This is a genomic window from Paenibacillus sp. FSL R10-2778 (assembly GCF_038593035.1).
Classification (GTDB): domain Bacteria; phylum Bacillota; class Bacilli; order Paenibacillales; family Paenibacillaceae; genus Paenibacillus_AQ; species Paenibacillus_AQ odorifer.
Genome location: NZ_CP151956.1, coordinates 4508687 through 4533347 on the forward strand (window position 1 = coordinate 4508687; position 24661 = coordinate 4533347).

The following is a 24661-nucleotide window of genomic DNA, read 5'->3' on the forward strand; positions in this document are numbered from 1 at the left end:
CATACTGGAGCTTCTTTAAGTTTCATTCCATACTCAGAACAACGAGACAGGAATAAGCTTTCTTCCTCCCTTGATCAGGGTCGATTCCAGCATGTCCCCTTTGACGCCTCCAAAATAAAGCTGCCAATACACGCCAAAGCGCACGCTGACATCATTCTTCACCAGCTCCGGCGGCGTAACAATCAGCCATTGGAATTTGAGCGCCTTGGAAATTTCAAAGACGGGGTCAAGCACGTTATTGGAGACCATTTCTCCGAAAGGATTGTCATATAAAAAGACCGTCCAGCCTTTATTCTCACGATTCACCCGTTTATGCGTCATGATCATCATTGCGACCAGCAGCTGTACAGATTGACGTTGCCCACCACTGCCGACTGCTTCATCCAGTGCGCCGCGATTAATAATCTCCCAGTCCGAATAATGATAATCTTCCGGTGCGGCGTAGAGGAAATAATTCTCCGTTACCGGTTTATACACTTGAAGTATCGGAAAGCGGTTCTGCAGCGCTGCATAGACAATTCGTCCGTCATTAATAACCTCTTTGATTACCAGCGCCGGCACTTGTTCTATCTTGGGATACTTTTTGAGCAATTCATTGATGCATTGATTGAAGTAGTCACTCACCATCGGCTCTACCTCATCGCTTGTTCTTGGCACATTGATATTCTTGTAGTTCAGACGTACCAGCGGGAAGGCATAATTATTCTCGTTATGAATAATCATCCGGCGTTCCATTCGCTTCATAATATCAATGATTTGAACCACTCGTAGAGATGCCCGGCCAACCCACATCTTGCGGGAGAGATCCATGCCTTCCTTATCGCTTTGAATGCTCTCGATCTGATCGCGCGAACTGCGTAGCATGGAATCTAGGACTTGCAGTGCAATGGCGAAATTATCCCAATGGACCGTATTCAATCGATCTAGAATCTTGGTCTCCAGTTCGGAATTCCGTTCATTTTTCGCAAGTTTTTCGGTTAAGGAATTTTTCTCTTCCTTCACCTTTTTGGAGATCTCATCCTGTCTAATCCGGCTATCCTTAATGCGGAGAAGCCAGTCGGCTACTAGAGGCTCGCAGCTTTCTCTAACCCTCAGCGTTATTTCTTCTGGCACACTCCGTAGGTTGACGCGATCCTCAATATGCGCGTTCATTATTTTGATTTGATTGGATAAAGTCTGAAGGAGGACATCGATTCGGTCCAAGGATCTTTTACACTGATTAAGCATAAGCTCATTCGCTTGGCAGCGCTCCTGAATTTCTGTCTCCTTATCCCCTAGCGCCTCATTCCAAAGCTCCACGGCACGTTCATGTTTCTCTTTGATCCCCTTCTCTACTTTGCGCAACTCTTTCTGCAAGTTCTCCAATTCAGTCTGGCAGCGGATGTAACCGTCGTGAACAATCTGATAGTCTTCCTCCAACGAAGTAGTATCCGTCTTTTGGTGATTTCTTGCAGCCATAATGGTCTCAGACGTTTCCGTAGGTTCAGTCGCCTTCCGCCAATTCACATCCACTTGATTCAGGCTGGATTCAAGCTCAGCCAGATTCTCGCTTGCTGCTTTAATCTGTGCAGCTCTTGTCCGAACTTCCAGTTCATTTTCAGTTAATGATTGCTGTAGACTTTCCACGGTACTGAGCTGCTGCAAGAGAAGATTCTGCTCTACAGGATCTATAGGTATGACTTCTCCTTCATCAGAAAGCTGGTGATCTGTTGGGAAAACTATCTCAGGAAACCATCGTTGCAGTCTGGGGAACATCGCATATTCGGTTTCTCTCGTCCATTTATTGCGTTGTCCACTCAAGCTTTCCATTTGCACCTTTAGGTGTTCAAGCTGCTGATCTTTACCTGCTAACTCTTTGCTCACCAGATTCTTTCGTTCGATTATTTTTTGTTTTTCCTTATAATCTTGTTCCTGTTTCTTCGTCCGTTCAATCCAAGCTTGCAGAACCCCCGCTCTCTGCTCATGCTCCACACTTAGAACTTTGTTCTCAGCGAGCTCCCGTCCGATCCGGGTAAGCGTCCCTTCGTTCTCATCCATCTCATGGCTCAGATTGTTAATGCTCTGCTGAAGTTCAGCCTGCAGTTTAATAAGGGCATCCTGCTTGGCTGTAAGCGTCATGGTATTCTCGGTTTGGAATAAACGTTCATATTCTTGACGCACCGATTTTAACTTAGATAAATAAGCTTCAGAGTCCTGAAGGATCTGCTCCTGTTCTTTGAGCTTCCCCTGAATACTGCTCTTCCAATCCTGGAAACGATCCGGCTGCAAGACCATTTGCGGCCCTTGATTCGCAAAAAGCATGAAGGATGCTTGATCTTGATGCGAAGCTGCCATCTCTTCACGGATAAAGATCGGCACCGCTGATTTAAGCAAGGTGTCCTTCATCAGTTCCGGCTGAATTTTATCAGCTTCGCGCCGGGTCATAATCAAACTATATGGAAGTAACGGATATTGCTCCAGTTCTTCCTCACGTTCAAGATACGGACGGTCATTTAAGTAGGAACTACCTAGTGTTGATTGAATCTTTAACGAATCGAGTGTATCTTTGACCGTCAGAATATCTGAATTGGGTAGCCAGTAGGATTGGTTCTGAAGTTCCACATCCATGAGCTGATTATAGTAATCCCTTCTGGAACGTTTAGTCTGTTGCTCTACTTCATCTATTTTTCGGATAAAACGTGCCGGGATAACATCTTGTTCTTCAAAAAGGCCAGTAGCTCCTAAACGATTATGCTCTTCATACATTTCCAGCAGTACAACGAGCTGTGACCATAATTGGGATTCTTTCTGAGTCTGTGACTCAAGCAGAACCCCAAGCTCGTCCGCTTCACGCTCATAAGAACGCCGTTTCTCACTCAGCTCAGCATGACTCTTATGCAGTGCCAGCTTCCGAATCTCTTCCTGCTTGTGCTGTTCTTCCAAGTCTCCAATGTCTTGAAGAATCGTTTTGGCCGCTGAGATCGTACGCTGCAGGGCAGCTGCCGGAGAATGGGCGGCATCCTGCCCATATTGGGCTGCGAATGCTCCGAGTTCTTCCGTGTATTGGCGAATAGATAAGGTCAAATCATTGATCTGATTATCCAGCCCGGCCAGCTCTACCAAGAAACTTTCCCTTTCCTTGCGCAATCTTCTCTCTTCCGCCGTTAGGTCTTGCTGTGCTGTCCCAAACTCTCTGATCGTTTGCTGCCAGAGATTAAACACCACATCCCACTGTTTCCGCAGCTGTTCCTTGGCTGCCTGAATGACCTCCTGCCGTTCTTTCATCTCCAGAGAACCTTCGATAGCTTGAATTTCTTTTTGCCACTGCTCAATTTGCCGGGTATGGAGCAACCGTTTAGCCAGAAAATAAGCTACTTCAAGCTTCTTCTCTTGCGCTTTGGAATCCTCCAGCCGACCACGCGCACGGCTCTGATCATCACTGAGCTTCTTAAACTCTTCTTGCTTCAGTTCCGTTTCTTCCTTGTTGCGTAAGTATTTAAGATTGTCTGTCTCAAAGCGCAATTGCTTCGCATCCTGATAACGTCCAGCCAGTTCATCAGCAATCTTACTTCGCTCAGCTTCTGCATTTCTCTGCTCTTCATAGATAACCGTATAGATTTGGCGTCCACGTAATTCCGTTTCTTGAACTACGTTTTCTGCTTCCACGCCTAGTTTTACCAGCTCATAAAGTGGTGCAGCCATACTAAGAAACTCTGTATAGACCTGCTCCCGCTGTTCAAGCATCGGCAAGCGCTGAGCCACTGTTGCTGTATCGATAAACATCCGCTGCAGCGTATTGTCGTCTTCCTTTAATCCTTCATTCAGACTAGATCCGATTTCAGGAATAATCAGCTTTTCGAACAAGTTATGATTGGTGAAGGCATCATTTTTTTTAAAATAACCTTTGATACCGCCCTCTTCACCATTGATCCGCCGCATATTACGCCACTCGGCGATATGGATATCCCGGGTAGCCAGGAAGTCATAATATCTTTTCAAATCCGAGCTATGGCTGCCAAAAGGTACAATCTCTCCCCGCCGATCGCGCACAAATTGCTGGATCGTTTCAAAACTCGTAGGTTCAGCAGTCACCTCGTTAAATAACGGCAACGTTGATAGCGTAAGTTCAGCCGCTTCACCGTAATCTGTAAGTGCGTACAGCAAGTAATCCACTTTGATATCCTGCTGATCAAGCGAATTATGTGCCGTCATAGCGATTCCCGTGGTCATATACTCATTGCGCTCATTGTTGTCGAGATGCCATTCGATAGCTACGTGAAAAGTGTACGGTTTAAGTTGTTTTTTATGATTATGAAAGAATGCCTCAACCTGGTTCTCACTGTCTTTGCCCCATGGTGTTTTGGGCATCAATAGCTGGAAAATAGATTGCAGCAGTACGCCCTTTCCACCGCCATTCATGAGCGTAATAAGCGTATTAGCGGGTCCCTCTTCGTTGCAGAGGTCCAGAATCATGTCGTCGTATTTCTTGAGCATCTTCTCGTATTTAAGTCCTGTAATTCGTATGCGTTCAATCCGCGGCATAGGTAGCACCGTCTTTCTCAGCTAAAGTTCTTCCAATGAGGCTCTTTAATTCCTGGTATCGATCGACATCATGATATAAATAACGCATTCTCTCATAAAGCTCTTCCCGAGGAAAGATACGCTTCTCTGTTTCAGAGATGAATACGAGTTTCTCCTCTTCCAGAAGTTTCATGCCTTCATGAATCAGCCCAATTCGTGAGCCTGCGCCTCTGGTCAGAAGATCACTCTCTTCCTGACTCTTAGTCTGCATGTAAAGACTGGTCCATACCTTAAACATCGCTTGGATATCAAGCTGCCACTGCTGGCTGAATCGTCCCTCCTCATCCATCTGAATCCACGTCTGAAAGAGAGACGACACCTGATCAGCAATTTGTATATAGGACATACTGTCCTGCCCCGACTTAAAATGATTCTCATCCTGATCCATTTCGGCTAGAAAAACCAGGATAATAATATTGATAATATGTAAGTGAGTTTTACGCTCAACACGTGAATATTTGTTCTTCAACTGGGTGAAATTGGTTGCAAACACTGACCCTAGCGGATTAACTAGCAGATGGAGACGGTGCCCGGAATTCATCACCCGACAGCCCCCTTCTTTAGCAACATACTGAAGTGCATCATAAGTTCCTGCATCCTGAAGGCATTCTGCCGCTGCAGGGTCATCGAGAGGAATTACTTTTTTACGGAGCAATTCAAAAAATAGCCGCGAAGCTTGCTGTACCTGTTCTAATGTATAACTCATGTTAGTAACTTCTCACCTCTCCACGATCATAATCATATATGGACTCATATCCAGACCAGAACACCGTACCCCTGAGGCTGGTTCTGGAGCAATGCTCGTCCGCAGCGTTTTGCCGCGTAAACTCTCCAACAGAAGATCTTCTGCAAGTACATATTGGATTAGCTGTTGGCATTCATCAGAAACGCCGCTACCACCTTCTGGTGCCTGTTCCTGCATTAAAATATCAGTATGAAAAAACTGCACCCACAGATCAACAGCATCCGGTGTGTTTGCCCACCCTGTTAGTTCTTCGGCGGAAAAAGCGTCTGCAGTAAAGGTAAAGCTTCCCTGCTCAGCCAAGGCAGCAAAAACCGGCTTCCACAGCTCTACTACTTTTGCCCATGGAATACCTTTAGGAATATATTGAACAGGCTCTGTGTCCACCTCATCTTCGAAATCATCCATCACTAAGTCGGGGATAAACCCTACCTCTTGTTCCTCCCAAGCCCAAGGAAGCGGATAAACGAAGTCCTGATTCGGAGCGAATAATCCACTGAGCAGCAGTTCAAGACTGTCACCGCTTGGCAGCCCCTCCTCTTTCACCCATTCCTCCCATACATGTGTACGGAAGTTAAACCCGGCTGCTCCCCAGAATAATTCAGGGAAGTTCAACCTTAAATTGGTCTCCATCTCAAAAATATTCAACACTACCTCAGCCAGCTCATCGTGTACACGCCTAGAAAGCTCGACTCGTTCAGAGAGAATACGGATCTCATTGAAGTCGATCACGTCTTTCTCATCATTGGCCAGCCGGGCCAGAGAACGGTGAATACTGTCAAAATGTTTGCGTTCCTCCTCGAACTGATGATGAATCTCTTCGAGTCGCTGATGCCGAGCTACCCCGAATTCACTAAAAATATGCTTTGGATTACGGCGTAACGCATTGCGGTATTCTTGCTGTTGCTGGGTCATCTTGCGGACACGGGAGATCAGTTCATTAACATCCTGAAGAGCCCGAGTTACGCGCCCATGCTTTATATGCATTTGAATCTCGAGCAGTTTGATGCTGATCTGAAATTCATCAATAATCTCATGGCTCATAAAAATGAGCTCCATTGCATATTCAGAGAGTCGATAGATGGTTCTGCCGTTCTCTTCCCAACTGCTGCGAGTCGCATCCTCATCCACCGTGAAATACTTATATTTCTGCACGGACATTTGCCGGGTCACATCATCATAGAAAAAGGATTCGAAATCCCCACCATTCCCGCTCCACAATAAACCGTCCACGAGACGCTCTACGGATTCGGTAGTCCCAAGATTGGCGATATTAAAACGTTCCAGCGCAGTCCAAGTAAGCTCAATAATATCCTCTTTGGATCTTCTCTCATTCGATTCTAGCTCCAGATAATAGACTTGCAGCAGAACGCTTAAAGATACCATTTCTTTGTAAGGTTGGATTTCGCCAAGGTTCATGCCAGCCCCCAAATTCCACAGGGGATTCAATCGTTTGTTTCGTTCGCCAAAATCCGACCAATTCATCTTTCTGCTAACCTCGCCATCACTTCATAATTTAAAATTTCCTGCGGAACTCTCCGATCCTCTTTTCCCTGTTCGGACAACCCCATACTTGTTCTCGATTCCCTCACTAAAAGAAATAAAACCCCTATACATCCTGTATAGGGTTCTGAAGCACGGGAATATATGTTTCTATTATAACAATCCTACAAAGGTTATGCTATTTTTGTTAAACAAAATAATAGATTCTAGCCGGATGACAAAGATCGCAGAATTACAGGGAGAAATGCCCTGATTTTTCTGTTGAAGCTTCATTAACCCTTATAGACTCCGCAAAAAAAAGACTGCCCCAAAATCATGAAATGGCTGAATGGGACCGCCCTTTTTATTAACTACTCGGCAACTCCTGGCGTAAACGCCATACAATACTGCTCAAGTGAACTATTAGGTAGAGGAATGACCTTAACCGTACGGAACTGATAATGCTCATAAATGGGCAAATTGCTCGGTGTCTGTGTCTCTAATGTACATAACGTATTGCTCATACGACATTCCGCGAGTAGCGGTGTCATGATTTTTGATACATATCCTTGACCTCGATATTGATCCTGCACTGCAAGCATATCCAAATGTTTATACTTCTGATCCCCAAACATTGATAACCACAAGGAACTCATACTACACAAAATAGATAAACCACGTATAAATCCTCGCACCCCAATGATTCGGCAAATCGGTAATGACTTAATTATCGCAAGGACTATCTGTTTCATATACCTGACGTTCGAAATCACTGTCCCTGTCTGACGCTCCGAATGGAACACTAAAGCCACTGCTTCAAAGTGAGTAGAAGTCGTTAGTAAATCCGTATATGGATACAACATCTCAATGTAACGATGAAAAAAAATATTCAACACGCGTAATCGGGTTGATTCATCAGGCAAGATATGCTGATATAACGGATCATTTTTGGCAAATGCTTCGGCCAGAACACTGGCTGCTCTTGGAATATCATGCTGCTGAATTTTTAGTAATGTACTACAAATAGTTCCACCTCATTTAATAGTCTTACGAATTAGTATAACTCGTTCAATTGAATATGGCACGATGGTTCTATTGTCATTTCTTTATTGAATACGATATGATTGAAAAGATTACAAAAATACTGGGAGGTAAAATGGAAGATATTATACTGTGGCTTAAATACTTGTTTCTAGGGTTTGTTCAAGGGGCAACTGAGCCAATCCCCGTCTCTTCGAGCGGCCATTTGATCATCGCACAGAAATTGCTAGGCTTAAAACAAAATGGGCTATCATTTGAAATCTTAACAAATACGGCTTCACTAATTGCGATTTGTTTTATTTTCCGCAAAGATATCGGAAGATTGATCACTGGATTCGTTCAATTTATTCTGACCCGCAAAGAGGAATATAAGTCGGATTTCCTGTTCTCTTTGTACATCATCATCGGTACCTTGCCTGCGGTAATTGTTGCCTTACTCTTCAAGGATCAGATTGAGGATATCTTCTCGTCGGTTCATACCGTATCCATCGCCTTGCTGGTTACAGGGGTAGCTTTATGGTTGATCCGTAACCTTCGCGGACGTAAACAAGATGGTGACTTAAAAGCGAAGGATGCAGTTATAGTCGGACTTGCCCAAGCAGTCGCCCTTATTCCTGGGATAAGCCGCTCTGGTGCAACTGTCATCTCTTCCATCGCTGTGGGAATGAAGCAAGAAACTGCCTTACGCTTTTCTTTTATGCTTTATATTCCTGTCAGTTTGGGCGGACTCGTTATGGGCGCATCTGATATTGCCCACGATCCTAACCGCTCGCAGCTAGCCATTCCATACTTGATTGCATTTATTACTACACTTATCGTTACTTATTTCTCCATGCGCTGGTTTATGGGGATTATGGCTAAAGGTAATTTGAAGTATTTCTCTTATTACTGCTTCTTAGCTGGGATACTTCTCCTCATCTTTATGTAAGACATAATTTCAACTGAAAAACCTCATGACAATCTCTGAGATCACAGAGAGAGCATGAGGTTTTTTTATATTATTTCAACATGGATATTACTTCATCGCTCGACCGGATCTTACCTATGCGAGGGAAGATAGTTTTGCATACATAATCATGCTCTTCTTTAGCCATCGCGGTCATAGCATCTTCTACAAAAACTTGATGATAACCAAGCTGATAAGCTTCTCTAGCAGTAGTATCCACACCAATCGAGGTAGAAATACCACATAATACGATCGTGTCTATACCGCGGCGTCGTAACTGCAAATCAAGATCTGTACCGAAAAATGCCCCCCACTGCCGTTTGGTAATCAGATGTGCATTTTTGATATTCGCTAATTCTGGTACGATGTCGTCCCAACCTTCTGGATAGGTCACGGAATTCATTTTCAAATCAGTTTTAGGTTTAAGCATATCTTGCCCATCTAGCCATGACACCCTCACCAGAACAACAAATCCTCCTTTCTCCGTAAAGGATTGGGCTAATTTGCTGGCATTCTCAACCACTTGAGCACTTGTATGCGGCCCCTGCTTTGGACTGTGGACAATTCCCTGCTGCAAGTCGATCACGACTAACGCCGTTTTACTTGCCTCAATACTTTCAGATGCTAAGCTTGTTAATTCTTCCATTGTCTTCTCTCCGATTACTATCAATTTTTGTATACTACAATTACCCTATATTACCCAATAGGTGTCCCATTAGGTAATTTAATATCTGGCTTCAAGAGAACCACATCCCCTTTATCCAGTATTCCTCCAAGAACTAATACTTCTGATTGGAAACCCGCAATATTTCGAGCAGGAAAGTTAACTACCCCAATGATTTGTTGCCCTACAATCTCTTCGGCCTTATATCGTTTAGTAATCTGTGCACTTGATGTTTTGCTTCCGGTATCTGGTCCAAAATCAATTAGGAGTTTAATCGCAGGTATTTTTGCTTTTGCAAAAAACTCCGCATTAATAATTGTTCCAACACGAACATCAAGTTTTAATAAATCATCAATAGTTACCATTTGCCAACCCCCTATTTAGCTAAAATATTTTCCGACTGCTTATTTACTTATTTTGAATGTTGTACTTTAAAGATTTCGCCCAAAAATACATTCCCATACCGAATAAGGTTATTATGCCACCTATAAACTGGAATAACGATATAGTTTCCCCTAATAATAGATATGCAAGGACTATAGCAAGAACAGGCTCACCAATAATCCCAACCGAGACAGTAGTTGCTCCAATCGACTTTAACAAAAGGTTAAAGATGTATTGACCAAAAATAGTTGGAATTATTGCAAGAAGCAAAAAATAAATCCAATCTGATGAAGCATAATTAATTAATGAGACATTATTTATCAAATTGTACACGAGCATAACAGTACCACCAATAAAAAAGACGAAAATGCTGTATAGACTTGCATTGATTTTGCCGCTTACTTTTTGCCCGGCCAACAGATAGACTGAAGCAAAGAATGTGCCAATTAACGATAAACCATCGCCAATTAGTGCATCTTTCGAAACCCATATGTCTCCCCATGCAATAACAATCGAACCTAAAAGAGCAACAATCAGGCAAAAAACGGTTAGCAGGTTAACATGTTCTTTGAATAAAAAGTAAGACCCCATCATAACAAATAGCGGCTGTAACGATAAGATCACCATGGAGCTTGCAACTGAAGTATAGACCAATGATTCCATCCAGAATAAAAAGTGTAACCCTAGAAATAGGCCGGATAAAATAACGATGACCCAATCTTTTTTATTCATCTCAGTAGAACGAGCCATTTTCCCAGATGTAAAACAGAGCATGATGATTACAGAAATAAACAATCTATACATCCCGGCCACTGAAGTAGGTGTATCTGAAAGTTTAATCATGATTGAAGAGATAGAAACGGACAAGATACTGATAAATAACAGAATAAACGGATGAAATAGTATAGACGGTTTATTTGAATTAACCATAGTTCCTCCAAAATGTGTGACAATCCCTGTGCACAGAATTGTATGATAAGTCTAGGCTGGATATAATAATATCACCGTCAGGGTCTATATTGTGCAACTATATCTTTAATTTATATAGAAATATCGTCAAATAAGGAGAATAAGCACTTTGAAAAAGCAATTGCACGAATCCATTCAATTTCCTGATGATGCATTTCCATACATCATGTACACTCATACCAATTATGAATCTATTCCTAATGGCAGAGGGGTTAACGATCTACATTGGCACCAAGAACTACAAATTACTTTAGTGACCAAAGGGAAACTAACCATACAAGTCAACGGAATCAATTATGATTTAGAAGCAGGTCAGGCCATCTTTATTAATAAGAGCGTACTTCATATTGTTACGTACCTTAACCAAGAGGGTGAATATGTTAGTTTTAACTTCCCAGAGAAGTTACTTGCTTTTTATTCTGATAGTGCAATGGAAAAAAAGTATGTACTTCCGTATACCAATTCATTCTTGTTAAGTTTAGAAATCAAAGGAGATAAGGACTGGCATAATCAAATCCTACAAATTCTTTGGGATATGAAAAAAGAATTTGAATCGAAAAAAAAATGGGGATGGGAGTACGAAGTTTCTATCAAAACAGTCCAGTTATGGTTAATCCTTATATCAAATTTTTCTCTATCCTCTGAGGAATCGTCTAAATATAACAGACTCCAGCAAGAGAGACTACAATTAATGCTTAGTTTTATTCACAAAAACTATTCTAATAATTTGACATTGAAGGAAATAGCAGATACAGCACATCTAAGTGTATCGGAGTGCACTCGAGGTTTTAAGAAAAGTATCCATATGACTCCGTATCTCTACTTAATTAAATATCGCATTAATAAAAGCTGTGATTTGTTAATAGCAACTGACTACACGATAACTGAAATCGCACAGCGAGTTGGTTTCAATAACGCAAATCACTTTATCCAGTCTTTTAAAAAACACTTAAACATAACTCCTAAGGAGTTCAGAAAAATTAGAAATGAACGAACTTAAAAAATCAAAAAAGGCAGAGTCGATCACTTTGTCTGATTGCCTTGTGTTAGCGTAATTTCGATGTCCTTCGTAAATCCCGAATATATTTCCAAGACACAAGCTTAATGTTTTCATTTTCTAATAGTCTATGATTTCGGGATCGCCATATAAACGATATCCCACTCTTTTCCAATAAAGTTACGTTTATATCTTCAACCTTTTCGTCCTGCATGAATTAGTGTTCAATTCTACTATATGATAAACTTGCAAGAAGTTATCTGCTATTTATCTATTAATAAAGGAGCGGAAAAATGATATGGGCAAAAAGAAAAAAACATTACCCGCCAATTTTGCCGAGCTGGTTAAAACGAATGATATATCTGCCTTAAAAGAGGTATTTGAGCTATGCGAATGGGATGCCCGTGGGGGTTTCAGCAAAGGTACCGCCCTCAGCTTCCGGCAAATACCGGATGAAATGGTTTTCTGGCTTGTGGAGCAGGGTGCTGACATCAACGCTGCCGACAACTATAAGCGTACCCCTCTTCATGCTCAGGCTGCAACCTGGTCCGGAAATGTCCCCTTACTCCTTGAACTAGGTGCAGATATGAAAGCCCTGGATTACCAGAATGAGACACCGCTGCACTCAGCAGCAGCTTCTTACAAAACAAAAGTAGTGCGTGATCTGGTGGTACGCGGCGCAAATGTCCATGCAGAAAATAACCGAAAAAACACACCTCTCGCCAAAGGATTATTACAATGCCGGAATATCGACATAGTTCACATGGCAGAAATCTCGCGAATTATGCTGGATGCAGGAGCAGTAATCACGCCGGAGATGAAGGAATCCGTGCGGCGTATCGGCAAGGATTTTGAATTCGTCAGAACAAATTACAATAAAGATCGACTGGAGGAAACTGCAAATGCTCTCCTGGAGCTGTACCGGCAATTTGATGTCGAGCCTATAGCGAAACTGCAGAGACATGATGGAATCTCTCCTATCGAGGTAACGGAAGCCGCATGGCCCGCACAGCACCAAGAGCTGTGGGAATTTCTCGTCCCTGCTTCAGGACACGCGACAACGGTGCAGGGTGAGGTTATCCGCATCACAGGGCGGGTTTCTCATGAAATCCTTAATAATGGCGGAGGAAACTGGGATGCCGATTACCGTAAAATGCTGGATGCACTGATACGGCATTTTAGCACGGGAACGCCTTTAGAGCCCGTCCTTCTTCAAGAGGCAACATCACTCGCCAAACGGTTCCGCAACATCGCTGGCAATGAGCAACCGGCCAGATTATGCGAGCTGGCGGTGCGATGGGTACTTGCCAATCCTCAGCCTATTTCTATGACACAACCCGATTATTCCCGTTAAGTCTATCCAGAATCCTTAACGTTGTCTATTAGCTAACTAAAGAAAACAAAGAAACGCCCCGAAGAAAAAAACTTTGGGGCGTCAATTTGCATATATTCTAGATCCAACAAGTTTTAAGGATAATGACGAGAAGAATGTAAAGCACAAGAATTGTACCCGTTGATGTCCAAGGATTAATACAAACTGGAGCCTTTTTTTGTTCTTGAACGCCTCCAACACAATTATATCCCATTTTAATCCCTCCCTAATAACTTTTTTTAATTTCAATTTCACAACAGCATATGACTATGTATCATCAAGTGATTGGGCATTAAATAACTTTGTCGCTTGTATCTAAGCCTATGACTCTATTCATTTTCTTTACCTTGACAAGCATCTGTTACTTTATGCTAATATAGACAAATCAATAACGTTGATATATCATCTATTCTTCTATTAGGAGAGATCATATGGATTCCAAAGACCCGCTAGGTTTAGTTATTCGCGATTTACATTTGGAAATAGCAAATTATTTAACAAAATTGCTTGCCCCTGTTCGACTTGCGCCTGAACAACATTTACTTATGGCTTTGTTGCTTGAGAAAGAAGGTTTATCTCAGAATGAGATTGCTAATAAACTCGGGAAGGACAAAGCCAGTGTTGCCCGAATGATCGCCAGCTTAGAGAGCAAAGGTTATATACGCAAAATAACAAGTACGCAGGATCGCCGTTCAGTAAATGTTTTTGTCACAGACGAAGGCAGAAAATTAGAGTCTACAATAAATGAGGTGACTATTAAATTAAACGAAGTTATCGCAACAGGACTATCCCCTGCGGATTATTCAACACTTAAGACTTTGTTAACTCGTGTGCAGGATAATGTAAGAGATGCTTAAAGCATTTCTCTCTCCCTTATAGTTGATATATCATCTATCATGCAAAAATAATCCGAATCAAAATTCTGAAAAGAGGTTCATCATTATCATGGAATCAACATCAACTGTTCAAGTTAAACGTCCCGCTCTTATGGCCTTCTCGCTTATGCTAGGTACATTCGTCGGGCTATTCAGTGAAACCGCCTTAAACATGGCTTTTACAAATTTAATGGATGAATTTTCAATCAACGCCTCAACGGTTCAGTGGCTAACCACAGGATATTTACTTGTATTAGGAATCCTCGTTCCAATATCCGCCCTATTAATGCAATGGTTTACCACTAGACAATTATTCACAGCTTCTTTACTATTATCTATCGTCGGCACATTAATTGCTGCCCTCTCGCCTAATTTCACCTCATTATTAATTGCACGATTAGTGCAAGCCTTAGGGACAGGCTTATTGCTTCCATTAATGACCAATATTATTCTTATTATTTTCCCTGCACATAAACGCGGAACTGTCATGGGAATGATGGGACTCGTTATTATGTGTGCACCGGCCCTTGGACCTACTCTATCCGGTTTAATTGTAGATCATTTAGGCTGGGAGTATATCTTTTGGATAAGCTTACCTTTATTGTTATTTACATTAGGTTTCGGATTAACATTCATCAAAAATGTAGCCAACATCACAAAACCTAAAATTGATATTTTATCCATCTTGCTTTCTACTCTTGGATTTGGTGGAATCGTCTTTGGTTTTAGTAACTTTGCTGATCATTCTTTGAGTGAAATCATTGTTTTGCTGCCTCTTATTGTTGGTTTCATCAGCTTAATCTTGTTTGTATTACGGCAATTTAAATTGGAAACCCCAATGCTGAATTTACGGGTATTTAAATATCCTATGTTTACTATAGGTCTTATAATGCTCTTTTTAGGGATGATGATCATTTTATCTTCTGCAATTTTATTACCTTTATATTTAAAAGGAGGTTTATTGTTATCGGCCACAATGGCGGGTACTCTACTTCTTCCAGGCAGTGTTATTAACGGGGCTATGGCTCCAGTTACGGGTAGAGTATTCGATAAATACGGTCCGAAATTATTGCTGCCGCTTGGATTTTTTATCGCAACCATTGCTGGTTTTCTATTTACAAGAAACTCTACTGAAACCAGCAGCCTAACCTTTATTTTAATACACTGCGCAATGTTTATCGGATTAGCTATGGTCATTATGCCCGCTCAAACCAACGGGTTAAATCAATTACCCGTGAAATACTATCCGGATGGGGCTGCTGTTATGAGTACACTTCAGCAAATTGCAGGTGCTCTTGGTACAACGTTCGCTGTTACGCTAATGTCTAGCGGACAAACACGATTCGCAAACACACATCCAACCGCTGCACAGCCTGAAATATTAACCGCTGGAATTACACATGCTTACTTATTTATCGCAGCAATTGCAGCTATAGGATTGATTTTATCGTTATTTGTGAAGCGTATTCGAGTGTATTGATTTGTCTGTTAAAAAGACAGTGGACATGAACTGCCCGCTGTCTTTTTTTTAAGTATAACGCTATGGCTTTAACTCATATGTTTTTCATAAAAAACTAATGTTAAGTTGTCATTTATTTTTTTGGTTTCCCCCGTGCTTCTATACCCTAACTTTTCATATAAATAGCAATTTCTTTGCTCCTGTATAATACTATCCAGCTCCCATTTCTTTGCATCTTTATATCTCTGTTCAATGATTGCAAAAACCTGCTGGGCAATCCCCTTTCCATGGTGTTCTGGCAATATAAAGATGATGCTGACCCGATAAGCTTTATTATCCTTTTTAACGATACGGACACCGCCCACAGCAATATCAAAATACTTAATCATATAATAATCTGCAAAAGACTGATTAATTCGATCCCTGATTTGTTCCACAGATTCATTGGCTGGGCTGGTTTCATAATCTTTATATTTCTCCAGCAATGGCATAAAGGCTTTGACTTGCATTTCATGAATAAACTCTGCGTCGCTCCCGTCTGCTTTACATAAAGAAATCTCCATAAAGTTATACCCCTCCGAAAGTTAGTAAATATATAAGCTGTCAGATATTCTTTTTATCCTCCGGTTTAGAGGAATCTCTAAAAGAGCCCAAGATCCCCGTAAACAGTCCAATTAATCCAATAAAAACGCCTATCCCGTGACCACCCTCATAGGCTAATATCACAACTACTCCAAACAATGTAATGTGAAGACCAAAAAGTTGAGTTTGTAGCACACTAGGCCGGATAAAATCTAATAATGCTCCTGCGTGAAACATTACAACAACTAGCACAATTAGAGCGGTTAAGATCCATAATCCTAAACTAATCATCCATACCTCCATTAAAATTTATTATCCACTGGGCACTCCTGATTTCAAATAAAGACACTTGAGCCTCCCGGCTCCAGCGTCTCATCATGTTGATTTATGGTTTGTTTTTGGGAAGGATATAGAGCGTTCCGTCTTCTTTATATTCAGCATAGGCAATATCCTCAATGCAATTATAACCAGACTCTCTGACGCGTTCCTGAATCTGCTCCTTGTTCATCGATCTGCCCCGCATGGACTCTTCCAGTACCCTGCCTTTATCAATAACTGTTATGGAAAAAGCAGAAGACTGCTCAGCTTCAGACTTGCGCATAACCGATAGAGAGCCGTTCGTTTCAAGCAGAGCATACCGTACTTCACTTAGGGAGAAGATATTTTGTTGCCTCAGCATGAACAGCAGTTGGGTATACTCAATATCGTATTTCTCCAACAAATCCTGATTCACTTTGCCATCGTCAATTAGCAGCACTGTCCGGCCTTCCGCCATGTTCCCGAATTTCACAAAATGGGTGGTCACCTTTTCGAACAGATAAGATAATGCGGTCCAAATAAAAAGAGCAAACAGCAGATGCCAGATCTTCACCTCATCATCATATATCGTATTGCCGACAATTTCACTTAAAATCAATGAAGACAGAAAATCGAGTGGTGTCAATTGACTAAGCGTCTTGCGGCCGGTAATAAAGGTAATGATCCACAAACCAAAAAAGCTGATGACCAATTTGACGCCTATAGATACAAATATCTCCATTGCTGCACCTCCAGATGGGACTCGTACAGGCTCATTGCCCTTTTTACACGAAATCCATTCATGAGAGGTATTACACACTCCTAGTGGGGTATAAACAGCAAAAGATACTCTCTGCAACTTGCCTATGTTGGGATAGTTATAAGGAACGTTGTCCCTTTGCCTTTTTCACTATCGACTTCAATAGTTCCTTTCACTTTATCGACGGTACTGTAGACCATAAGCATACCCAGCCCCGTTCCTTCTGCTTTAGTCGAATAATACGGCTTACCGAGTCGCGATATTTCATCTTTAGTCATGCCGACTCCGTTATCTTTAATACTGATCATAATATTTTGTTTTTTTTCAAATATATCGATAAATAGCGTACCGCCATCGGTTTCCTTCATCGCTTCTATACCATTTTTATATAAATTAATTAGACACTGCTGAATCTGGTTTCGGTCATAGTTTTTATTTAACGAATTATTAAAACTAAATTGGACATCTACTTTGTGCATAGTGGCATAAGGCATTATGATATTTTTAGTATATTCTGATTCTGCCTTCATATTGGAGTAAACCATGTTTTCAGATTGTGGCTTGGCAAAGGAGAGATAATCACTTACAATTTTTTCTGCTCGCTGTAGCTCTTGTAGAGATAACTCTACAAAGCCCTTTTCCTCTGGCGTCATCGTTTTAGATTTATTTAATAGCTGCAAAAAACCACTAGTCACTGTAAGTGGATTTCTGATCTCATGGGATACACTTGCCGCTAGCTCGCTGACGACATTTAATCTTTCCGATTGGACAATCCGTTCCCGATTTTTAATATTGGAGATAATTTTCTCAATCAAAATCATAATGACACTCATCACCCCAACATGAGTTGTCAACGCATTTAATGAAAGAATCCAAAATTGCCTGTCTAAGGAATCCTGAACAAAACCTAAAATTAACAGATAAACCCCCATAATTAGCAAAGCAATCAGACTTGCCGCAATCACACGGCCCTTCGATGGTAATTTTAAAAATCTATTTTTATATAACGGCACCAAAATCAGAATCGCTGTCGCAAATAGAAACGAATAAAATACGCCACCTCCACCCACATAGAATCTGTAAGCATTCAAAATAATATATAGAGGAAGAACGTTCCTATATCCTCCAAACAGTGCCACAATAATAAACGGAATGTACCTTAAATCAAAAATATAGCCAATTTCAAGTCTGATAGGTTTTGCAATACAGAGACTCATGGTCACTGCAGACATAAAAACGAGAATCAATCTATTGTAGGAATAGGCCCGATTCTCAAAGAATATTAGAAATGTTAATACTGGAAAAAGCAAAAACAAAAAATTTAAAAGTAGGGTTTCAAACAAGAGATGACTTCCTTTCAGCCTTTTGCTGCGTAAATGAATATATTCAAGGTTATATTAAGAGTTTTAGATCATTACCTAAGCTAACATTATAAGTCACAGTATTGACTATACACTATGTATTTCTCAACCATTTTTCAAATAATCCCAAAAAATCATACTATAGAACCACAATTAGCAAAAAAATACAGACATCTGAAGTCTGTTTGGGGTCATCAATTTTCGTATTCCTGAATATCTAAATTGTAAACTGTACCTTCGTAGTTTTTAAGGGCGCATAAATCTAGAGCTGCCACCTTTCTGTATCTGAGAGAAGGAGAGGATTTCATTGCATCCCATAACCGTAATCGAAATTGTAACGTCGGTTGGGTTTGTCCTTGTCATTTTTGTTATAGTATTAGTTTCACCTACGAGGATTAGAAAACTCGGTTTAATCGTAGCCTCTATATTAACATTACTTTTGCTTTTATCCTTTGCGATTCGTCCCGTTTGGATTGAGTTTCAAGTTTCTAAAAAAACAGAACAACTTAATCAATATCTGGAGAAAAAATACCCTTATCAAGAGTGGGAGATTAGCCGGCCAGAAGGTAGACAATATAATCCTTATCATTTAACGGTTAGATTTAAAAATGAAGCGGGCTGGGCTTATACCTATTTAGTAGCAGACAATAATATTCATCAAATCGTTTGGATCCCACCAGAAGGCAAATCTCCTGAGGAAGGAACGCATTCGGAAATGAATCATTAAGTTGTCTTTCACAGAAAACAGCCATCCCCTCAGGATGGCCGGTTTTTATTTCACTAAAAATCCGTTAACTGTGATATGGAGCGGCGCCTAATTTAACTTCGCTCGGATCTCCACTTTTGATAATAGCAATGGAGACAGCTATAAGCAATATTTTCCGGAGAAGAAATAAGTACTACAGCCTAAAAACAATTTGATTTCCTGTCTCATTGTTCTTGAAGGGCTTACCATGTTCCCTGAACTCTAATATAACACCTGAAGGATCGTCAGAAAGCGGTGGAGAAATTACGTAATTATAAGAAGCTTGTCCGGTTGAACTTCCGCCATTCATCATTCGACTATCATATTCTTCGCCTATAAACAGCTCGAAAAAGCTATGGTTATGAGAATTTGTTGGAAGCTCAGTTGTCATGTCCCAATCTATATTAAGGGTGACCACACTAGCATTACTATATTGGCGTATAGAGGTCAGTGTATAAAAAAATCCATCTTTCTCAATTGATTTAAGAACTGCAATATGTTTTCTAAAATCAATTGGCTCAACCATCGGTTTAAAATGATCTTCACTTAGCAACGTCCCAAATACCGCTTTCAAAAAATCCTCATAGAGCTCATAATTTTCTGCCCATTTAGAGATAGATTCAAACGGTGGGAATCCTGGATTATTATTCGAGATTTCCTTTCGTTGCTTGATCAATGCACATATTTGCTCGTCAATATCCTTAATTTGCAGATCGTAATGTTCGGTTGGTCGTACAAACGGCATCCTTTTCATTTTGAACCTCCTTTTTGCACAAATGCAAAAGAAATCTCAGCTTCACATACAAGCTCACTATTTACTGTTGCGGTGCCTTTGCCTTTTACAATTTCACCTTTCATCCGATTGACTTCGAATTCGAGAAGAAGCTGATCCCCAGGCGTTACTTGGCGCTTAAAACGGGCATTATCTATGCCAACTAATAACCCCATCTTGCCCATCAGCTTCTCGTTTTTGCACATTGTGATTCCGCCTACCTGGGCTAATGCCTCCACAATTAAAACACCCGGCATAACAGGATGCTCAGGAAAATGGCCGCTAAAAAACGGTTCATTAATGGATACATTTTTAATACCTACTGCTCTTTTGTTCTCCTCCAACTCTATAATTCTGTCCACTAAAATAAACGGATACCGATGAGGAATAAGTTCTACAATCTGCTGTATATTTAGCATAATTCCCGTCTTAGCCTCCTAAAATACTTTTTGGGTAATTTTAACATTAGAAGTGATTTTGTACTACTCAAAAATACCCGGACAACTGGCCTATAACATCCCTTCTGGAGATCCTAAAAAAACAACGGCAACCCTGGACTAGAAAATAAAGTCCACGACTGCCGCTTTTTATTGATATATTGTACCCTAGCTTAAGATTCAACTCGATTAACAAACACCTGTGTCTTTCTCCCTGCTTCAATTCGTTCAGTGAATTTTCCGCCAGTGTATTCCTCTATCACCTTTTTCCAAAAGCGTTGTGCGGGCTCGTTATTATCTAATTGGTAAACTTCCCATTGCCCCTTATGTATATTAAAAATATCTTTTGCAACTAGTCTACCTAATCCTACTCTCCGATACTTTTTTATAATAAAAAACTCTGCAATGGAAAAGTATAAATCATCATCTCTATTTTTTAATTTGACTAAAACGAATCCAGCATTTTTCCCATTCAGAGTTAAAAGATATGGGAAATTCGACTCTTCTGTCCAGTAATCGTTGAGGGGATAATCATTAAATTTTCCGTTTTCTTCAAGGTGCAAATCCATATACTCGGAGAAATCATACATATAAAATTGCATTAGGTTGTTGAGGATTTCTTTTTCTTCAAGGGTCGCCCTTTTAATTTGATAGTTCATCTAAAAACCATCCCATATCTATATTTTATCTAATTAGTAACGGACTCTTCTATTTTCTCGGATAAGTTTCTTCGCATCCTTTTGAAATAAAATGATTGTTGTTGTACGCTTCAATGGATTGATTCCCAATGACTTTGCAGTAATATGTTACCACTCAAGAATACTCTCTTTCAACTTTACAAATTTTCACTTTGTAATTTTGGTACCATTCTTTCTTACCTTTCTCCTGAGCAACTTTGTGAGATTGATGTTGTTTCCAGTTACTAATCGCCTCCAAGCTCTCCCAATAAGAAATCGTAATACCCGCTCCTGAAGAATCCCTGACACTCTCCACTCCTAAAAACCCAGGTTGCGCGGACGCAAGCTGCTCCATTTTTTCAGCCATAAGGTTATACCCGTTATCCCCCTCCGTACGTTGACTTGAAAATATGACTGCATAATAAGATCCGTTTGATTCATGAACCATTCCGCTCAAACTCCCCTTTAATCGTAGATGTTTTTATATAAAACAGATTATACTATTATAATTAAGATAAAAATAATGAATATTAATTGTTAGTTTAATGAATTTTTTTCATACATTATTGAGGAGAGAAATCATTATGAATCTTTTAAAATATCAAATTTTCAGTAAGGTAGTTGAGATCGGCAGCATTACCAAAACAGGAGAGATATTAAATTTAACACAATCAGCCATCAGTCATGCGCTTTCTAGCTTAGAAGCTGAATTCGGACTGTGTCTTCTCATAAGAAACAGATCGGGTATCCGGTTAACCAACGATGGCGAACGTTTAATCCCACATATCAGAGAAATCCTCCAACTTAATGAAAAACTCAATCAAGAAGTAGCTGCATTAAAGGGTGTCGAAATCGGAACTGTGAAAATAGGTACTTTCTCTAGTGTATCGATCCAATGGATGCCCCAAATCATTAAACAATTTCAAAATCAGTTTCCACATATTGAAATAAAACTACTTGATGGTAACTACTCTGAAATAGAAGAATGGATTGCCGATGGAACCGCTGACTTGGGATTTGTTAATCTGCCTACTCGAGATGCTTTTCATGTGGTCCCTCTTCAAAAAGATAGGATGGTCTGCATTATGTGTCAGAATCATCCTCTCGAGCGCCAATCAACCATCCGCCTTGAGCAATTGATTGATGAACCTTTTATCATGCCCATTGCGGGTTGTGACACCGATGTAAAGCGAATTTTCTCGCAAAATAAACTCACACCCACGATCAAATATGAATTAGAAGATGATCATGCCATAATCGCCATGGTACAAAATGGTTTAGGGTTAAGTATTCTCCCAGAAATGATTTTGTCACATCTCCCCGACATTGTATGTTATCGCCCATTGGAAGGCGAGTATTATCGTTCTATTGGTATTGCAGCCGCCTCCATTAAAAATGCCTCTCCAGCGGCAAAAAAACTAATTGAATTCATAACACAATGGATCACCAACGTGCCCATCCCTCCGCATTACCGTGATTTATGAGATGGCTCAACGCGCTGTCTGTAACGGCAAGCTTTAAGGCTATCCTTCGCAGAGTAGTCCCTTTTTTGATCCAGCATTAACGTTAGCGTCAGGGGAAACGATTCTTCACTATGTATCTTTTGAGAAATTCACAACTCCCGGGACACGATAATTTGCACAACATAGAGAACAGCCTGCTGGCTGTTCTCTATGTTGTCTGCCTTAGAAGCACGTGAACGAGCTAATCCGATTCAAATCAATGCCGAAGTACGACCAGAAAAAACCATTCCATCTGAACCCTGCAATAGAATTACGTCCGACGAATACCGGAAAGAACCAGAATTGCTCGCCGTTGTTCAGCCAAATGTATGTGTTGCGGAACAGGCAGCGTCTGATCCCGCCGGGATCAATGGCAAATGTGGTAGACGACATTTGCGGCACGAATTGCGGTGGAGGAGCCGTCGGCGCTTGAACGCCTCCGGGGGTTCCACCCGGAAACCCTGGTCCCCCTGGTCCTCCTGGCACGCCAGGTCCGCCTGGTCCGCCTGGGAATCCTGGAAATCCTCCGCCGGCACCCGGTGTTGGAAAAAATCCCATATGTGATCGCTCCTTTCAATGAGTAGGCATAATCATCATATGCATTCGCGGAGAGAGCGTTTGGGCGCAATAGACGTTTTTTCAAAAAATGAAAATCAACAATAAGATCTAACATAGGCACTATCGGAAACCTAACTTGCCTCTACTTATGGTACGTTCAGCGCATCATAGATAAACTGACCAATTACACTCAGCTTTACCTGCAGAATTTATTCCGTCCACATCACTTTACTAAGTTCTTAACTTTAATATTGAATCTTCACTGATGTGATGTAGATGCCTGGTCAGCCTTCACACAATCAATAGCGACAACGAATGCAATCATGAGCGTCTCCATCTCATCCTTCAATATTTGAACCTTATAGCTATCCCCCCAAGTGAACCATTCCTTGTTCACTTTACCGATGACTAAACCATGCTGTAAAACCTGAAAATCCATGTCCCACCAATTACCATGTACCTCAATGTCAGCCGCATCAATCGTATAACGTGCTTTAAAGAAAGAAAACTCCTTCTTAATCGTCAATACCTCTCGACCATCTACTTCTACAAAAAACTTTGGTAAAAAACTGAACACTTTTTTCGTAATAAGTGCGACTTCATCTCTTGTTGTATTCATGATGGAGAATGTCTTGGGAATTTGCATAAAACTGCCCTCTACGTAATAGACATCTTGCTCCTGCTGATTCTTTACCGTGAATTTACCACTTAGACTGAATACCTTTTGTTTTATATAAAGTTGCTTCATTCTAAGCCTCCTATCGTTCCTCTCAGTTAACATCATTTTAGACAAATGTTATAGTTGTTTTGTCATAATAAAATCTATTTGTTCTTCTTCACCCATATAAAAAGAATGAGTTCCTGTATGAACAAACTTCATTTTTTCATAAAAGCTAATAGCGTTTTTATTTTTTTCCCAAACCCCTAACCAAATCTTCTCTTTATTACATTGTACCGCTATTTCTATAGCTTTATTTATTAGATATTTCCCAAGCCCCTGTTTATGAAATTTTTTTCTAATATAGATCCTCTCGACTTCAAGTGAATCATTACCCATTACTTCAGATTGAGCATCCTCGGTGTTTACCTTTAAATACCCAGCGATTTCTTCATTAAAATAAATAAAATAGAATTCTGATGAGCTATCCGACAATTCTTTTTCTAATTGTTTTAAGTTAAATGCACTATCCAGGTAGGCCTTCATATTTTCAGATGAATTTTGATTACTAAATGTCTCATTAAATGTTTCAACACTAATTCCTTGAAGTGAACCTAGATCTTCGAATGTGCACTTTTTTATATTGATAGCCATATCGTTTTCTCCTTTTAAAATATCAATTTACAAATAAACTCTTATTTCGAGCTCTAATTATATGGTGTTATGCAGATGTGACAGGAAAATAGTATAACATAATTGTTGTATTTGCAACAAAAAACTAAGGATTTATCATTCATTCTACCTATTAGCGTATTGGCGTA

Annotated in this window: 26 protein-coding genes; 7 read left to right on the forward strand and 19 right to left on the reverse strand. The window is 40.5% G+C overall.

Annotation, left to right across the window (positions count from 1 at the left end):
- Window positions 1–33: 33 nt before the first annotated feature.
- The 4 genes from NST40_RS20375 to NST40_RS20390 all read right to left on the reverse strand — a co-directional run bounded on the left by NST40_RS20375 (window position 34) and on the right by NST40_RS20390 (window position 7392).
- Window positions 34–4521, reverse strand: a complete 4488-nt coding sequence (locus NST40_RS20375) for a hypothetical protein (RefSeq protein ID WP_342409939.1) — start codon at window positions 4519–4521, stop codon at window positions 34–36.
- Window positions 4508–5266, reverse strand: a complete 759-nt coding sequence (locus NST40_RS20380) for a DUF6063 family protein (protein WP_342409940.1) — start codon at window positions 5264–5266, stop codon at window positions 4508–4510. The genes NST40_RS20375 and NST40_RS20380 overlap by 14 nt, the downstream gene beginning before the upstream one ends.
- Before the next feature lie 12 nt (window positions 5267–5278).
- Entirely contained in the window at window positions 5279–6787 is a 1509-nt protein-coding gene (locus tag NST40_RS20385; protein ID WP_342409941.1) for a hypothetical protein, read from the reverse strand.
- 368 nt (window positions 6788–7155) lie between these two features.
- On the reverse strand, window positions 7156–7392 hold the full coding sequence (locus tag NST40_RS20390; RefSeq protein ID WP_256718939.1) for a hypothetical protein: 237 nt from the start codon (window positions 7390–7392) through the stop codon (window positions 7156–7158).
- A 548-nt stretch (window positions 7393–7940) separates the two neighbouring features.
- Between NST40_RS20390 and NST40_RS20395 the strand changes: the two genes are divergently transcribed.
- The gene (locus NST40_RS20395; RefSeq protein WP_036688882.1) at window positions 7941–8753 is read left to right on the forward strand and encodes an undecaprenyl-diphosphate phosphatase; all 813 of its coding nucleotides are present in this window, start codon (window positions 7941–7943) and stop codon (window positions 8751–8753) included.
- A 70-nt stretch (window positions 8754–8823) separates the two neighbouring features.
- On the opposite strand, the gene NST40_RS20400 is transcribed toward NST40_RS20395, so the two are convergent.
- The 3 genes from NST40_RS20400 to NST40_RS20410 are packed head-to-tail and all read right to left on the reverse strand — an operon-like array spanning window position 8824 to window position 10749.
- Window positions 8824–9417 (reverse strand): hydrolase, encoded by a 594-nt coding sequence (locus NST40_RS20400; RefSeq protein ID WP_076127313.1) that lies wholly within the window; start codon window positions 9415–9417, stop codon window positions 8824–8826.
- Between the two features lie 50 nt (window positions 9418–9467).
- Window positions 9468–9800 carry a tRNA-binding protein gene (locus NST40_RS20405; RefSeq protein ID WP_342409942.1) on the reverse strand — a complete coding sequence of 111 codons (333 nt, stop codon included), beginning with the start codon at window positions 9798–9800 and terminating at the stop codon, window positions 9468–9470.
- 43 nt (window positions 9801–9843) lie between these two features.
- Window positions 9844–10749: a DMT family transporter gene (locus NST40_RS20410; protein ID WP_342409943.1), complete on the reverse strand. Its 906-nt coding sequence runs from the start codon at window positions 10747–10749 to the stop codon at window positions 9844–9846.
- Window positions 10750–10897: 148 nt separating this feature from the next.
- Between NST40_RS20410 and NST40_RS20415 the strand changes: the two genes are divergently transcribed.
- Window positions 10898–11788: an AraC family transcriptional regulator gene (locus tag NST40_RS20415; protein ID WP_342409944.1), complete on the forward strand. Its 891-nt coding sequence runs from the start codon at window positions 10898–10900 to the stop codon at window positions 11786–11788.
- Between the two features lie 295 nt (window positions 11789–12083).
- The gene (locus NST40_RS20420) at window positions 12084–13139 is read left to right on the forward strand and encodes an ankyrin repeat domain-containing protein (RefSeq protein WP_342409945.1); all 1056 of its coding nucleotides are present in this window, start codon (window positions 12084–12086) and stop codon (window positions 13137–13139) included.
- Window positions 13140–13236: 97 nt separating this feature from the next.
- Here the strand turns inward: NST40_RS20420 and NST40_RS20425 are convergent, their stop codons facing one another.
- The gene (locus NST40_RS20425) at window positions 13237–13317 is read right to left on the reverse strand and encodes a YjcZ family sporulation protein (protein ID WP_232061537.1); all 81 of its coding nucleotides are present in this window, start codon (window positions 13315–13317) and stop codon (window positions 13237–13239) included.
- A 271-nt stretch (window positions 13318–13588) separates the two neighbouring features.
- Here NST40_RS20425 and NST40_RS20430 point away from each other — a divergent pair, with 271 nt between their 5' ends.
- Together NST40_RS20430 and NST40_RS20435 are read left to right on the forward strand one after the other, a co-directional pair.
- Window positions 13589–14014 (forward strand): MarR family transcriptional regulator, encoded by a 426-nt coding sequence (locus NST40_RS20430; RefSeq protein WP_076218165.1) that lies wholly within the window; start codon window positions 13589–13591, stop codon window positions 14012–14014.
- Between the two features lie 82 nt (window positions 14015–14096).
- Complete coding sequence (locus NST40_RS20435; protein WP_342410915.1) at window positions 14097–15512, forward strand: MDR family MFS transporter; 1416 nt, start codon at window positions 14097–14099, stop codon at window positions 15510–15512.
- A 68-nt stretch (window positions 15513–15580) separates the two neighbouring features.
- On the opposite strand, the gene NST40_RS20440 is transcribed toward NST40_RS20435, so the two are convergent.
- The 4 genes from NST40_RS20440 to NST40_RS20455 all read right to left on the reverse strand — a co-directional run bounded on the left by NST40_RS20440 (window position 15581) and on the right by NST40_RS20455 (window position 18473).
- Complete coding sequence (locus NST40_RS20440) at window positions 15581–16054, reverse strand: GNAT family N-acetyltransferase (RefSeq protein WP_342409946.1); 474 nt, start codon at window positions 16052–16054, stop codon at window positions 15581–15583.
- Window positions 16055–16094: 40 nt separating this feature from the next.
- On the reverse strand, window positions 16095–16364 hold the full coding sequence (locus NST40_RS20445; RefSeq protein ID WP_342409947.1) for a hypothetical protein: 270 nt from the start codon (window positions 16362–16364) through the stop codon (window positions 16095–16097).
- A gap of 94 nt (window positions 16365–16458) precedes the next feature.
- Window positions 16459–17112, reverse strand: coding sequence for a DUF421 domain-containing protein (locus NST40_RS20450; RefSeq protein ID WP_076190621.1), 654 nt, complete (start codon window positions 17110–17112; stop codon window positions 16459–16461).
- A 122-nt stretch (window positions 17113–17234) separates the two neighbouring features.
- The gene (locus tag NST40_RS20455; RefSeq protein ID WP_076127331.1) at window positions 17235–18473 is read right to left on the reverse strand and encodes an ATP-binding protein; all 1239 of its coding nucleotides are present in this window, start codon (window positions 18471–18473) and stop codon (window positions 17235–17237) included.
- Between the two features lie 325 nt (window positions 18474–18798).
- Here NST40_RS20455 and NST40_RS20460 point away from each other — a divergent pair, with 325 nt between their 5' ends.
- Window positions 18799–19218: a hypothetical protein gene (locus tag NST40_RS20460; RefSeq protein ID WP_076127333.1), complete on the forward strand. Its 420-nt coding sequence runs from the start codon at window positions 18799–18801 to the stop codon at window positions 19216–19218.
- 172 nt (window positions 19219–19390) lie between these two features.
- On the opposite strand, the gene NST40_RS20465 is transcribed toward NST40_RS20460, so the two are convergent.
- From NST40_RS20465 to NST40_RS20480, 4 genes are all read right to left on the reverse strand, one after another.
- A complete protein-coding gene (locus NST40_RS20465) occupies window positions 19391–19990 on the reverse strand; it encodes a chorismate mutase (protein WP_076278720.1) in 600 nt (199 codons plus the stop codon).
- The gene (gene fabZ / locus NST40_RS20470) at window positions 19987–20427 is read right to left on the reverse strand and encodes a 3-hydroxyacyl-ACP dehydratase FabZ (RefSeq protein WP_342409948.1); all 441 of its coding nucleotides are present in this window, start codon (window positions 20425–20427) and stop codon (window positions 19987–19989) included. Before fabZ ends, NST40_RS20465 begins: the two co-directional genes overlap by 4 nt.
- A gap of 191 nt (window positions 20428–20618) precedes the next feature.
- Window positions 20619–21104, reverse strand: a complete 486-nt coding sequence (locus NST40_RS20475) for a GNAT family N-acetyltransferase (RefSeq protein ID WP_342409949.1) — start codon at window positions 21102–21104, stop codon at window positions 20619–20621.
- Between the two features lie 154 nt (window positions 21105–21258).
- The gene (locus tag NST40_RS20480; protein WP_342409950.1) at window positions 21259–21570 is read right to left on the reverse strand and encodes an antibiotic biosynthesis monooxygenase; all 312 of its coding nucleotides are present in this window, start codon (window positions 21568–21570) and stop codon (window positions 21259–21261) included.
- Window positions 21571–21706: 136 nt separating this feature from the next.
- Between NST40_RS20480 and NST40_RS20485 the strand changes: the two genes are divergently transcribed.
- A complete protein-coding gene (locus NST40_RS20485; RefSeq protein WP_342409952.1) occupies window positions 21707–22606 on the forward strand; it encodes a LysR substrate-binding domain-containing protein in 900 nt (299 codons plus the stop codon).
- Window positions 22607–22807: 201 nt separating this feature from the next.
- Here NST40_RS20485 and NST40_RS20490 read toward each other — a convergent pair whose 3' ends face one another.
- From NST40_RS20490 to NST40_RS20500, 3 genes are all read right to left on the reverse strand, one after another.
- A complete protein-coding gene (locus tag NST40_RS20490) occupies window positions 22808–23182 on the reverse strand; it encodes a collagen-like protein (protein WP_342409953.1) in 375 nt (124 codons plus the stop codon).
- Window positions 23183–23441: 259 nt separating this feature from the next.
- Window positions 23442–23930, reverse strand: coding sequence for an LURP-one-related family protein (locus tag NST40_RS20495; protein WP_342409954.1), 489 nt, complete (start codon window positions 23928–23930; stop codon window positions 23442–23444).
- A 48-nt stretch (window positions 23931–23978) separates the two neighbouring features.
- Window positions 23979–24494, reverse strand: coding sequence for a GNAT family N-acetyltransferase (locus NST40_RS20500; RefSeq protein WP_341003165.1), 516 nt, complete (start codon window positions 24492–24494; stop codon window positions 23979–23981).
- Window positions 24495–24661: the final 167 nt, after the last annotated feature.

Excerpts from the sequence above, each read along its gene's own strand:
- NST40_RS20375 (WP_342409939.1), bottom strand. The coding sequence starts at position 4,521 with ATGCCGCGGATTGAACGCATACGAATTACAGGACTTAAATACGAGAAG.
- NST40_RS20380 (WP_342409940.1), bottom strand. The coding sequence starts at position 5,266 with ATGAGTTATACATTAGAACAGGTACAGCAAGCTTCGCGGCTATTTTTT.
- NST40_RS20385 (WP_342409941.1), bottom strand. The coding sequence starts at position 6,787 with ATGAATTGGTCGGATTTTGGCGAACGAAACAAACGATTGAATCCCCTG.
- NST40_RS20395 (WP_036688882.1), top strand. The coding sequence starts at position 7,941 with ATGGAAGATATTATACTGTGGCTTAAATACTTGTTTCTAGGGTTTGTT.
- NST40_RS20400 (WP_076127313.1), bottom strand. The coding sequence starts at position 9,417 with ATGGAAGAATTAACAAGCTTAGCATCTGAAAGTATTGAGGCAAGTAAA.
- NST40_RS20405 (WP_342409942.1), bottom strand. The coding sequence starts at position 9,800 with ATGGTAACTATTGATGATTTATTAAAACTTGATGTTCGTGTTGGAACA.
- NST40_RS20410 (WP_342409943.1), bottom strand. The coding sequence starts at position 10,749 with ATGGTTAATTCAAATAAACCGTCTATACTATTTCATCCGTTTATTCTG.
- NST40_RS20420 (WP_342409945.1), top strand. The coding sequence starts at position 12,084 with ATGGGCAAAAAGAAAAAAACATTACCCGCCAATTTTGCCGAGCTGGTT.
- NST40_RS20430 (WP_076218165.1), top strand. The coding sequence starts at position 13,589 with ATGGATTCCAAAGACCCGCTAGGTTTAGTTATTCGCGATTTACATTTG.
- NST40_RS20440 (WP_342409946.1), bottom strand. The coding sequence starts at position 16,054 with ATGGAGATTTCTTTATGTAAAGCAGACGGGAGCGACGCAGAGTTTATT.
- NST40_RS20445 (WP_342409947.1), bottom strand. The coding sequence starts at position 16,364 with ATGATTAGTTTAGGATTATGGATCTTAACCGCTCTAATTGTGCTAGTT.
- NST40_RS20450 (WP_076190621.1), bottom strand. The coding sequence starts at position 17,112 with ATGGAGATATTTGTATCTATAGGCGTCAAATTGGTCATCAGCTTTTTT.
- NST40_RS20465 (WP_076278720.1), bottom strand. The coding sequence starts at position 19,990 with ATGAAAAGGATGCCGTTTGTACGACCAACCGAACATTACGATCTGCAA.
- fabZ (WP_342409948.1), bottom strand. The coding sequence starts at position 20,427 with ATGCTAAATATACAGCAGATTGTAGAACTTATTCCTCATCGGTATCCG.
- NST40_RS20475 (WP_342409949.1), bottom strand. The coding sequence starts at position 21,104 with ATGAACTATCAAATTAAAAGGGCGACCCTTGAAGAAAAAGAAATCCTC.
- NST40_RS20480 (WP_342409950.1), bottom strand. The coding sequence starts at position 21,570 with ATGGTTCATGAATCAAACGGATCTTATTATGCAGTCATATTTTCAAGT.
- NST40_RS20485 (WP_342409952.1), top strand. The coding sequence starts at position 21,707 with ATGAATCTTTTAAAATATCAAATTTTCAGTAAGGTAGTTGAGATCGGC.
- NST40_RS20490 (WP_342409953.1), bottom strand. The coding sequence starts at position 23,182 with ATGGGATTTTTTCCAACACCGGGTGCCGGCGGAGGATTTCCAGGATTC.
- NST40_RS20495 (WP_342409954.1), bottom strand. The coding sequence starts at position 23,930 with ATGAAGCAACTTTATATAAAACAAAAGGTATTCAGTCTAAGTGGTAAA.
- NST40_RS20500 (WP_341003165.1), bottom strand. The coding sequence starts at position 24,494 with ATGGCTATCAATATAAAAAAGTGCACATTCGAAGATCTAGGTTCACTT.